This is a genomic window from Streptomyces sp. ICN903, from assembly GCF_022015835.1.
GTDB classification, from domain to species: domain Bacteria; phylum Actinomycetota; class Actinomycetes; order Streptomycetales; family Streptomycetaceae; genus Streptomyces; species Streptomyces fenghuangensis.
Genome location: NZ_JAKMAY010000090.1, coordinates 8,453 through 19,001, shown reverse-complemented (window position 1 = coordinate 19,001; position 10,549 = coordinate 8,453). Strand labels below are relative to the sequence as shown.

At 73.7% G+C, this 10,549-nt stretch carries 9 protein-coding genes; 3 read left to right on the top strand and 6 right to left on the bottom strand.

The annotated features are described in order from the left end of the window. Positions 1-24: 24 nt before the first annotated feature. Together L7D48_RS12070 and L7D48_RS12065 are read right to left on the bottom strand one after the other, a co-directional pair. Positions 25-1,170, bottom strand: a complete 1,146-nt coding sequence (locus L7D48_RS12070; protein WP_237879272.1) for an acyl-CoA dehydrogenase family protein — start codon at positions 1,168-1,170, stop codon at positions 25-27. Next, the gene (locus tag L7D48_RS12065; protein ID WP_237879276.1) at positions 1,167-2,348 is read right to left on the bottom strand and encodes an acyl-CoA dehydrogenase family protein; all 1,182 of its coding nucleotides are present in this window, start codon (positions 2,346-2,348) and stop codon (positions 1,167-1,169) included. The genes L7D48_RS12070 and L7D48_RS12065 overlap by 4 nt, the downstream gene beginning before the upstream one ends. A 242-nt stretch (positions 2,349-2,590) precedes the next feature. Between L7D48_RS12065 and L7D48_RS12060 the strand changes: the two genes are divergently transcribed. Further along, the gene (locus tag L7D48_RS12060; RefSeq protein ID WP_308312277.1) at positions 2,591-3,550 is read left to right on the top strand and encodes an alpha/beta hydrolase; all 960 of its coding nucleotides are present in this window, start codon (positions 2,591-2,593) and stop codon (positions 3,548-3,550) included. Between the two features lie 227 nt (positions 3,551-3,777). Further along, entirely contained in the window at positions 3,778-4,806 is a 1,029-nt protein-coding gene (locus L7D48_RS12055) for an aspartate-semialdehyde dehydrogenase (RefSeq protein ID WP_237879270.1), read from the top strand. A 125-nt stretch (positions 4,807-4,931) separates the two neighbouring features. Here the strand turns inward: L7D48_RS12055 and L7D48_RS12050 are convergent, their stop codons facing one another. The 3 genes from L7D48_RS12050 to L7D48_RS12040 all read right to left on the bottom strand — a co-directional run bounded on the left by L7D48_RS12050 (position 4,932) and on the right by L7D48_RS12040 (position 8,597). After that, entirely contained in the window at positions 4,932-6,008 is a 1,077-nt protein-coding gene (locus L7D48_RS12050; protein ID WP_237879261.1) for a S1 family peptidase, read from the bottom strand. A gap of 253 nt (positions 6,009-6,261) precedes the next feature. Beyond that, positions 6,262-7,158 carry a S1 family peptidase gene (locus L7D48_RS12045; RefSeq protein WP_237879259.1) on the bottom strand — a complete coding sequence of 299 codons (897 nt, stop codon included), beginning with the start codon at positions 7,156-7,158 and terminating at the stop codon, positions 6,262-6,264. A 206-nt stretch (positions 7,159-7,364) separates the two neighbouring features. Further along, positions 7,365-8,597 (bottom strand): DUF5685 family protein, encoded by a 1,233-nt coding sequence (locus L7D48_RS12040; RefSeq protein ID WP_237879257.1) that lies wholly within the window; start codon positions 8,595-8,597, stop codon positions 7,365-7,367. A 308-nt stretch (positions 8,598-8,905) separates the two neighbouring features. On the opposite strand from L7D48_RS12040, the gene L7D48_RS12035 reads away from it, so the two are divergent. Continuing rightward, a complete protein-coding gene (locus L7D48_RS12035; protein ID WP_093662885.1) occupies positions 8,906-9,346 on the top strand; it encodes a cell division protein SepF in 441 nt (146 codons plus the stop codon). Positions 9,347-9,383: 37 nt separating this feature from the next. Here L7D48_RS12035 and L7D48_RS12030 read toward each other — a convergent pair. After that, positions 9,384-10,549 (bottom strand): acyl-CoA dehydrogenase family protein (locus L7D48_RS12030; RefSeq protein ID WP_237879255.1); only part of this gene is annotated, 1,166 nt, incomplete at its 5' end.

Below are 10,549 nucleotides of genomic sequence, written 5' to 3'. Positions count from 1 at the left end.
GGCCTCCCCGTGCGGCCGCCGGGCTCAGCCCACCGGCGCCGGCAGGTCCACCAGCGCGGCGAGCGCGGCGCGGTGGCGGTCGGGGGTACCCAGCGCGATCTGGTCGGCCTTGGCGCGCTTGAGGTACAGATGCGCCGGGTGCTCCCAGGTCATGCCGATGCCGCCGTGGAGCTGGACGCACTCCTCGGCCGCCCGTACCGCCAGCTCCCCGCAGTGGGAGGCGGCCACCGCGACGGCCACGGGAGCGTCCGGGTCGCCGGTGGCCAGGGTGTCGGCGGCGTACCTGGCGGCGGCCCGCGCGCCGACCACCTCCAGCCAGAGGTCGGCCAGCCGGTGCTTGAGCGCCTGGAACGAGCCGAGCTGCCGCCCGAACTGCCGCCGGTCCTTCAGATACGCGACGGTGGCGGTCAGGCACCACTCGGCGATGCCGAGCTGCTCGGAGGCGAGCAGTCCGGCGCCGGTCAGCAGCGCCCGCTCCAGTGCGGCGGGGGCCTGCCCGGCGCCGGCCAGCCGCCGGGCGGCGGTGCCGGTGAACGTCAGGTCGGCCACCGGGCGGGTGAGGTCGAGGGAGGTGCGCGGTACGACGGCCAGGGCGGCGGCGGTGGCCTCCACCGCGTACAGCCCCGGCCCGTCCCGGCCCTCGGCCGGGACGATCAGGACGTCCGCGGCCGCGGCGTCGGCGACCGAGGTGACCGTTCCGGTCAGAGTGCCCGCGCTGTCGGCCCGTACGGCCGAGGGGAAGGCCCCGGTCCCGGGCATCGCGGAGAGCGGCACCGCCAGTGCGGCGGTGCGCTCGCCCGCAGCGAGGGAGGCGAGCGGCTTCGCCGCCTCCGCTCCGTCGCCGCCGCCGTCCGCGTCCTCCAGGGCGAGCAGCGCGGTGGTGGCCAGGACTGCGCTGCCCAGGTACGGCGTCGGCGCCGCCGCCCGGCCCAGCTCCTCCAGCACCACGGCCGCCTCGCGCACCGAGGCCCCCGCGCCGCCCGCCTCCTCCGGCACCGCCAGGGAGGCCGCGCCCAGGTCGCGGGCGAGGGTCTGCCACAGCGCGCGGTCGTAGGGCTCGCCCGTCTCGCAGCGGGCCAGGGTGTTCTCGGGCGGGCAGCGGTCGGCCAGCAGCGCGCGGACGCTGGCGCGCAGCTCCTCCTCGATCTCCGAGTAGAGAAGGTCCGTCATCGGGCCAGCTCCTTCCAGGGGAGGTCCTTGTCGGTGCGGGGCTCGGCGGGCAGTCCCAGCACCCGCTCGGCGATGATGTTGCGCAGGACCTCCGAGGTGCCGCCCTCGATGGAGTTGCCCTTGGCGCGCAGATAGCGGTAGCCGGCCTCGCGGCCGGTGAAGTCCACGGTCTCGGGGCGGCGCAGGGTCCAGTCGTCGTAGGACAGGCCCTCCTCGCCCAGCAGCTCGACCTCCAGGCCGCTGAGCTCCTGCGCCAGCCGGGCGAAGGCGAGCTTCATCCCGGCCCCCTCGGGCCCGGGGTGGCCCGCGGTGAGCTGCTGGCGCAGCCGTTCACCGGTGAGCCGGGCGACCTCGGCGCCTACCCAGCCCGACAGCAGCCGCTGGTGGAGACCGTGGGTGCGCAGTTCGGGGCGCTCGCGCCAGGTGGCGGCGGCCTTGCCGATCATGCCGCTCTCACGCGGCATGCGCTGGCCGCCGATGGCGACGCGCTCGTTGTTGAGGGTGGTCTGGGCGACCTTCCACCCCTCCCCCACCCCGCCGAGCCGGTGGGCGTCGGGGACGCGGACGCCGGTGAGGAAGACCTCGTTGAACTCCGCCTCGCCGGTGATCTGGCGCAGCGGCCGCACCTCGACCCCGGGGTCGGTCATGTCGCAGACGAAGTAGGTGATGCCGCGGTGCTTGGGGACGTCCGGGTCGGTGCGGGCGATCAGGATGGCCCAGCGGGCGTTGTGCGCGCTGGAGGTCCACACCTTCTGGCCGTCCACCACCCAGGAGTCGCCCTCGCGTACCGCCCGGGTGGCCAGTGCCGCCAGGTCGGAGCCGGCTCCGGGCTCGCTGAACAGCTGGCACCACACCTCCTCGCCGGTCCACAGCGGGCGCAGGAAGCGCTCCTTCTGCTCCTCGGTGCCGTAGCGCAGGATCGTCGGCGCGGCCATGCCCAGGCCGATGCCGTTGCGGCCGGGGTCGTTGTCGGGGGCGCCGGCGGCGGCCAGTTCGGCGTCGACGACGGCCTGGAGGGCGCGGGGCGCGTCGAGTCCGCCGTGGCCGTGGGGGAAGTGCACCCAGGCCAGGCCCGCGTCGTAGCGGGCGCGGAGGAAGTCGAGTGGTTCGGTGACGGCCGGATCGTGCTCCGCGAGCAGCGCCTGGGTACGTCGGCGCAGTTCGTCCGGGTCGGTCACGGGGGCGTTCGCAGGGGGCACGGGATCTCCTTCACGGGCCACGACTAAGCGCTTGCTTATCCTCGTGGCATACCGGCTGGTACGTCAATGGCTCCGGCGCCGCGCCCGCGATGCCGGCCGCGTCCGCACCCGGCCCCGGCCGGAACCGGCGGTTTCACCGATGCGGAGTCGCGTGCTCCGGCACCACGATGCATCCGTCCGACCCCAGAAGGTCACCCCTCACACACCTGGAAAGGGTCAGCATGGAGCCGCAGCAGCACGACACGACCCCGGGCACGGCCGCCGGGAACCGCCGCACCCCCCACCGCCTGACGAAGCTGGGCGTGGCCCTGGCCATGGTCCTGGGCGGCGTGGGCGTCGCCCTGCCCACCGCCCAGGCCGCTCAGGACGCCGGCGCCGCGCCGGCCGCCGTCCAGACCGCCGAGAACCCCTACGAGCGCGGCCCGGACCCGACCGAGCGGAGCATCGAGGCCGTCCGCGGCCCCTACTCCGTCTCCGAGGACCGGGTGTCCTCCCTGGCCGTGACCGGCTTCGGCGGCGGCACGATCTACTACCCGACCGACACCAGCGACGGCACCTTCGGCGCGGTCGCGATCTCCCCCGGTTACACCGCCAGCCAGTCCAGCATGTCCTGGTACGGCCCCCGCCTGGCCTCGCAGGGCTTCGTGGTCTTCACCATCGACACCAACAGCCGCTACGACCAGCCCGGCAGCCGCGGCGACCAGCTGCTGGCCGCGCTGGACTACCTGACCCAGCGCAGCTCGGTCCGCGGCCGCATCGACAGCAGCCGCCTGGCGGTCATGGGCCACTCCATGGGCGGCGGCGGCAGCCTGGAGGCCGCCAAGGACCGGCCCTCCCTGAAGGCCGCGATCCCGCTCACCCCGTGGAACCTCGACAAGACCTGGCGCGAGATCACCGTCCCGACCTTCATCGTCGGCGCCGACGGTGACAGCATCGCCTCGGTGCGCTCGCACGCCGAGCCCTTCTACGAGAGCCTGCCCTCCTCCACGGACCGGGCGTACATGGAGCTCAACAACGCCACGCACTTCACCCCGAACACCTCGAACACCGAGATCGCGAAGTACAGCATCTCCTGGCTGAAGCGCTTCGTGGACAACGACACCCGCTACGAGCAGTTCCTGTGCCCGCTGCCCCGGCCCAGCCTCGCCATCGAGGAGTTCCGCGGCAACTGCCCGCACTGACACCCACGCCGGACCAGCGCAGGGCCCTGGAGTGACCGCCGGGCCCGGTCACAAGGCGGCGGCCGCCCCCGGGCGGCCGCCGCCTCGGTGCGTTCCACCGCCACCCTCCCGTCTCCCCCCGCACTCGCCCGGGGTGTGACGTGCGCCAAAGGAAGTTGGCGCACGCGCGTCCGGCAGGGCAGGGTAGAGGGTTGACGCAGCGGGACACGCACGACAGAAGGAGCCCCATGAGAATCGGCATCGTCGGAGCCACCGGCCAGGTCGGCGGAGTGATGCGCGAGATCCTGGCCGAGCGCGACTTCCCGGTGGAGCAGCTGCGGCTGTTCGCCTCGGCCCGCTCGGCCGGACGGACGCTGCCCTGGAAGGGCGGCGAGATCACCGTCGAGGACGCCGCCACGGCCGACTACACGGGGCTGGACGTCGTGCTGTTCTCCGCGGGCGGCTCGACCTCGAAGGCCCTGGCCCCGAAGGTGGCCGCGGCCGGGCCCGTGGTCATCGACAACTCCTCCGCCTGGCGTCTGGACCCCGAGGTCCCGCTGGTGGTCTCCGAGGTGAACCCGCAGGCCGCCGCCGAGCGCCCCAAGGGCATCATCGCCAACCCCAACTGCACCACCATGGCCGCCATGCCGGTGCTGCGGCCGCTGCACGCCGAGGCCGGGCTGACCGCCCTGGTCGTGGCCACCTACCAGGCGGTGTCCGGCAGCGGTCTGGCCGGTGTCGCCGAGCTGGACGAGCAGACCCGCAAGGCGGTCGAGGGCGACGCCACCCGGCTGACCTTCGACGGCTCCGCGGTCGAGTTCCCCGAGCCCGACAAGTACGTGCGGCCCATCGCCTTCAACGTGCTGCCGATGGCGGGCTCCATCGTGGACGACGGACTGGGCGAGACCGACGAGGAGCAGAAGCTCCGCAACGAGAGCCGCAAGATCCTGGGCATCCCGGAGCTGAAGGTCTCGGGTACCTGTGTGCGCGTGCCGGTCTTCACCGGCCACTCCCTCCAGATCAACGCCCGCTTCGAGCGGCCGATCAGCCCCGAGCGCGCCCGGGAGCTGCTGGAGGGCGCCCCGGGCGTGGTCCTCTCCGACGTGCCCACCCCGCAGCAGGCGGCCGGCCAGGACCCGACCTACGTGGGCCGCGTCCGCGCCGACGAGACCGCCGAGCACGGCCTGGCCCTGTTCTGCGCGGGCGACAACCTCCGCAAGGGCGCGGCGCTCAACGCCGTCCAGATCGCGGAGCTGGTCGCGGCCGAGTCCCGCTAGCCACCGGAGGGCCGCCGACAGCCACCGGCCGGCGTCGCCCGGTGTGCGGCCCCGCCCGGTGACGGCCCGGCCCCGCCTTCCCTCGGGAGGCGGGGCCGGGCCGTCGCCGTTGGGGCGGGGAACCGTCAGCCGATCCGGGCGCCGTGGTCGCGCAGCGCCTCGGTCAGCGGCTGGTAGAAGGTCTCGCCTCCCCGCGAGCAGTCCCCGCGCCCGCCGGAGGTCAGGCCGTGGCCGGTGGTGCCGGAGAACAGCGGGCCGCCGCTGTCGCCGGGCTCGGCGCAGACGTCGGTCTGGATCAGCCCGTCGACCCTGCCCTGCGGATAGGTCACGGAGACGTTCACCGCCGTGACCTCGCCCTCGTGGACCTTCGTGGTGCTGCCGCTGCGCCGCACCTGCTGGCCGACGATGGGATCGGCGGCCCGGGTGATGTCCTGGCTGGACCCGTTGTACAGGTTCACCTGGCTCCGGTGGTCCGTACGGGTGGTGTACCGCACCAGGGCGTGGTCGTCGCGGGGGAACTCGCTCGCCACCGTGATCCCGATGCTCCGCCCGGAGCGGGTGGCGGACCAGCGGTCGAAGAGCCGGGCGCAGTGGCCCGCGGTGAGGAAGTACGGCATGCCGTTCCTGACCACGTTGAAGCCGAGCGAGCAGCGCGCGCCGTCTCCGCGCCAGATCGCGTCGCCGCCCAGGGCCATGGGGGCGAACCTCCCCTCGGCCCGTCTGAGGACCGCCGTGTCGCCCTGCGCCGCCACCCGCTTCTCCAGGTCGGCCAGCTCCTCCTGCCCGACCGTGCTGTCCGCGGTGACGACGACCTTGTTGAGGCGGTGGTCGACGGCGCGCGCGGTGCCGGGGACGCTCTTGGCCGTGAGGTCCTTCTGCACGGTGTCGAGCCGGGCCAGGGAGTGCTTGACGACCCGGGGCTCGGCACCGGCCTGCCGGACCTTCTCGGCGCCCGCGTCGCTGAGGACGTTGACCACCAGTTTGCGCCCCTCGGCGTCGTAGTAGGCGCCCGCCATGTCGTCCTTGAGGTCGCCGGCGAGGGACGAGGCCAGCTGGCCCGCGGCGGTGGGGGTGAGCGGTCTGGGCGCGACGGGGGCCGGGGTCTCCGCGCTCGCCGGGGCAAGGGGCGCGGAGAGCATCGCCGCCACGCCCACGCCCGCGATGGCGATGCGCCGCGTGAGTGTCCGTCGGTGTTTCAGCACAGTACCTCCCGTGGGGGGTGGGGCCGCCTGTGAGGGTGCGGCCCCGGAGGAATGTCCGGCTCGGTCATCCTTTCCTCCACCGGCGGGGTTACACACGAAGAGTGTCCACACCGAGCCGTAGAGTGACGACCGACCCCGCCATCATCCCCGCGCCGGCGCCGTCCGGCACGCCGGGCCCGCCCGCCTCGCCCGGCGGGCACACGGCGGAGCCCCCGCCCGGCACGGCCGGACGGGGGCTCGAAAGGCGGTGGCGTCAGTAGACGCTCACGCCGTACGCGTTCAGCGCCTCCACGACCGGCTGGAAGAAGGTCGTGCCGCCGGTGCGGCAGTTGCCGCTGCCGCCGGAGGTGAGGCCGAAGGCGGTGGAGCCGTAGTACAGCGGGCCGCCGCTGTCGCCGGGCTCGGCGCAGACGTTGGTCTGGATCATGCCGTAGACGACGTCGCCGCCGCCGTAGTTGACCGTGGCGTTCAGGCCGGTGACGCGGCCGCTGTGGGTGCCGGTGGTGCTGCCGCGGCGGTAGACGGTCTGGCCCACGGACGGGTTGGCGGCCCGGGTGATGTCCTGGTTGCCGACCGTGCCGGGGCGGCTGACCGAGCTGGTGTAGCGGACGATGCCGTAGTCGTTGACCGGGAAGCTGGTTCCGGCGGTCGAGCCGAGGGTGGTGGAGCCGTTGTTCCAGGTGGACGAGCCCTGGGTGCAGTGCCCGGCGGTCAGGAAGTAGTCCGTCCCGCTGCTGCTGCGGACGTTGAAGCCCAGCGAGCAGCGCCCGCCGCCGCTGTAGATGGCGTCGCCGCCGGAGATCAGCTTGTTGAACTTGCCCGGGGTGCGCTCGATGCGGATGGCGTCCGCGCCCGCGCCGGCGGTCTTCTTGATCTTGGCTATCTCGGCCTTGCTGACGGTGCTGTCCACCGTGACGACCAGGGTGTTGGTCGCCTTGTCGGTGTACCAGGCGGTACCGCCGACGTCCGCGGTCTTCATCGCCTTGTCCGCCATGGCGACCTGGGCCGCGGGCGAGGGGGTGGGGGCCGCGCTCGCCGAGGTCGGCAGGGCCATGGCCGCGGCGGCGACGACGGCGGAGGCCGCGGCGATCAGGCGGATGCGGCCTCGTCTGGCGGAAGCGCCGTGGGGGGAGGTGCGCTCGGTCTTCACTGGCTGTTCCTCCTGTGAAGGAAATGGGGGGAACCCGCGATGGGGCGCGGGCAAGCGGAGCCGCCGGGGACCCGCTGTCCGACGCGTCCCTGACAAGCACCGGGAGGGAGTATTCACACGTTCGATCCGTGCGCGCAAGGGTGCCGTTGCGCCAAGTTGCATCGCTCAGCGCACCGACCACCCCGCATAACGGACATGAGCGGCCGTCAGTCGCAGCCCCCGCAGCCGCAGTTGCAGTCGCACCCTCCGTCGCCGCCGCCCGATCCGCCGGAACTCCCCGACCCGCCCGAGCTGTTGCAGCACCTGCAGCAGTTGCCGCAGCACTCGCAGCAGTCCGCACAGCCGGAGCAGTCGCAGGAACGGCACAGCCCCTCGCGCCTGCGCCCCGACCAGGGGTCCTCGTACTCCTTGCGGCAGCAAATCTGCCCCGTGCAGAACAACCCCGTCCACACCATGCATCCGGCCACCGCGCCCCGACGGCGCGACGGTCCGGGAAACGGCGCTCCGGGACGCCCCGGACGGCCGGGATGTCCGGGACGCCCCGGTCGCGGCGGGTGGACACGCGCCGCCGCGAAGGCCCGGTCCACCGCGTGTCCCGCCTCGCGGCCCAGCAGCGCCCGCACCAGTTCGGCGCCCTCCTCGTCCGCGAACTCCACGTCCCGCAGGGCCAGCCGTATGCCGCGCACGGCGTCGTCGCACAGTCTGCGCACCTCCGGCAGAGGAGTGCCGGTGACGGCGATCGGATTCCACGCGCCCGCCTCCTCGTCGGCGGCCAGGTCCTCGACGGCGTCCAGCAGATGCGCCAGCCGCCCGAAGAGCCGCCCGGCCTCGGCCAGCGGCTCCGCGTTGCCGGGTCGGCCTGCGAGGCGGGCGGTGTGGGCGAAGGCGGCGGCGGTGGCCGTCTCGGTCGGCTCGGTGACCGCCACCAGCGAACCGCCCGGGCCCGCCGCGGCCTCCACCAGCGGCTGCCGCAGGGCGGCCTCGGTCAGCACCGCGGTGTCGAAGCCCAGTTGGGCCCCGGTACGCGCACCCGCCCGGTCCCAGCCGGCCGCGACCCTGCGGGCCGCCGCGGCGACCGGACGGCGCGCCATCGCCCCGTCCCCGTCGGCGACATGGTCGCGCACCTTGACGGAGGCCAGCACCAGGGACACCGCCGCGGCCAGCCGGGCGCCCTCCCCGCGGGCCACGGAGGCGGTGCGCATGCCCCGCAGCGGGCAAGGGCCGGCGGTGCGCCGCAGGGCGCCGGAGCCGTCCGCCGGGCGCGGCGTCTGCGCCTCGGTCAGCGCGGAGACGACGATTCCGTCGTAGTTGGTGGCGACGCGCGCGAACTGGCCGTGGTCACCGCGCAGCGCGAGGCAGAGCCCGCACAGATGCGCGGTCCAGGCGGTCAGCAGCCGCTCGCCCAGCCGGTGACGGCACGGCCTGATGATGCCGAACAAGTTTCCCCCCGTTACCCCTGATGTATGAGTGCGCGTCACGATACCGGGCACTTCACCCGTATGCCCTTGGTGACCACCCGTCCGGCGGGGCCGCCCGGTTCGGCGCCGCGTCACCGCCCCTACGGGCTCCCGGCCCTCGCCGCGGGGGCGCGCCACGCGCGTGCTGTGCACCAGAACCGTCACGAATCCCGTGCGGAACGGGTAACTGTTTGGCGCGTTGTCAGCATCATGGACGACGATAGGGGTGCGGGCCCCGCGGCGGAGGCGCTGCCAGACACGGTGGACCGTGCATGTGAGAGGAGGCGTCCATGGGATCGGTGCGCAAGGCGAGTGCCTGGCTGGGCCTCGTCGACGACAGCGAGATGCGTTACTACGACGACGAGTACGCCGAGGGTTCCGAGCCCGAGGACGCCCGCGACGCCTGGGTCACCGACCCTCGGGTGCGCGTGACCGCCGAGACCGCCCAGGATCAGGGCACCCGGATCGCGACGGTCACCCCCGACGGCTTCCGGGACGCCCGGGGCATCGGCGAGCTCTTCCGGGAGGGGGTTCCGGTGATCGTGAACCTCACCGCCATGGAGCCCGCCGACGCCAAGCGGGTCGTCGACTTCGCGGCCGGCCTGACCTTCGGCCTGCGCGGTTCGATCGAGCGCGTGGCCACGCGCGTCTTCCTGCTGACGCCTCCCGACTACCAGGTGATCAGCGGCCAGGAGCGCCGCAGCCCCGACGGCTTCTTCAACCAGAGCTGACCGGCGCCTCGTCCGGCGCCGGCGCCGGACGAGGCGTTCACCGGAACGCGTCGACGCCGGTGAGCGCCTTGCCCAGCACCAGCTGGTGCATCTCCACGGTGCCCTCGTAGGTCAGCACCGACTCCAGGTTCGTGGCGTGCCGCATCACCGGGTACTCCAGGGAGATCCCGTTGGCCCCCAGGATCGTGCGGGAGGTGCGGCAGATCTCGATCGCCTCGCGCACGTTGTTGAGCTTGCCGAAGCTGACCTGCTCGGGACGGAGTCTGCCGGCGTCCATCCGCCGCCCCAGGTGATGGGCGAGCAGGACGCCCTTGTGCAGTTCCAGCGCCATGTCGGCGAGCTTGGCCTGGGTGAGCTGGAAACCGCCGATCGGCCGGCCGAACTGCTCGCGGGTGCGCGAGTACTCAAGGGCCGCCTCGAAGCTGGAGCGGGCCGCTCCCATCGCGCCCCAGACGATGCCGTAGCGGGCGTGGTTCAGGCAGCTCAGCGGGCCGCGCAGCCCGGTGACCTCGGGCAGTACCGCGTCGGCGGGCAGCCGTACGCCGTCCATGACCAGTTCGCTGGTGACCGAGGCGCGCAGGGACCACTTGTGCCTGATCTCGGGCGCGGAGAAGCCGGGGGTGTCGGTGGGCACGACGAAACCGCGCACGCCCTCGTCGGTGCGGGCCCAGACGACGGCGACCGAGGCCACCGAGCCGTTGGTGATCCACATCTTGCGGCCGCTCAGCACCCAGTCGCCTCCGTCCCGCTTGGCGTGGGTGCGCATTCCGGCCGGGTCGGATCCGTGGTCGGGCTCGGTGAGCCCGAAGCAGCCGATGGCCTCGCCGGACGCCATGCGCGGCAGCCACCGCTGCTTCTGCTCCTCGGAGCCGTAGCGGTGGATGGCGTACATCGCCAGCGAGCCCTGCACCGAGACCAGCGAGCGGATGCCGGAGTCGGCGGCCTCCAGCTCCAGGCAGGCCAGCCCGTACTGGACGGCGGACGCGCCCGCGCAGCCGTAGCCCGTCAGCGACATGCCCAGGGCGCCGATCGAGCCGAGCTCGCGGGCCAGCTCCCGGGTGCCGGGCAGCTCGCCGCGCTCATACCACTCGGCGATGTGCGGCATCACCCGGTCGGCGGCCCAGGAGCGGACGGTGTCGCGGACCGCCTTCTCCTCGGGTGCGAGCAGGTCGTCCAGGCCGAGGGGGTCGGCGGGATCGAAGG

Bases quoted from the DNA above. Each gene is read 5' to 3' on its own strand.
- L7D48_RS12070 (WP_237879272.1), bottom strand. From the start codon at position 1,170: ATGACGGACCTTCTCTACTCGGAGATCGAGGAGGAGCTGCGCGCCAGC.
- L7D48_RS12060 (WP_308312277.1), top strand. From the start codon at position 2,591: ATGGAGCCGCAGCAGCACGACACGACCCCGGGCACGGCCGCCGGGAAC.
- L7D48_RS12055 (WP_237879270.1), top strand. From the start codon at position 3,778: ATGAGAATCGGCATCGTCGGAGCCACCGGCCAGGTCGGCGGAGTGATG.
- L7D48_RS12035 (WP_093662885.1), top strand. From the start codon at position 8,906: ATGGGATCGGTGCGCAAGGCGAGTGCCTGGCTGGGCCTCGTCGACGAC.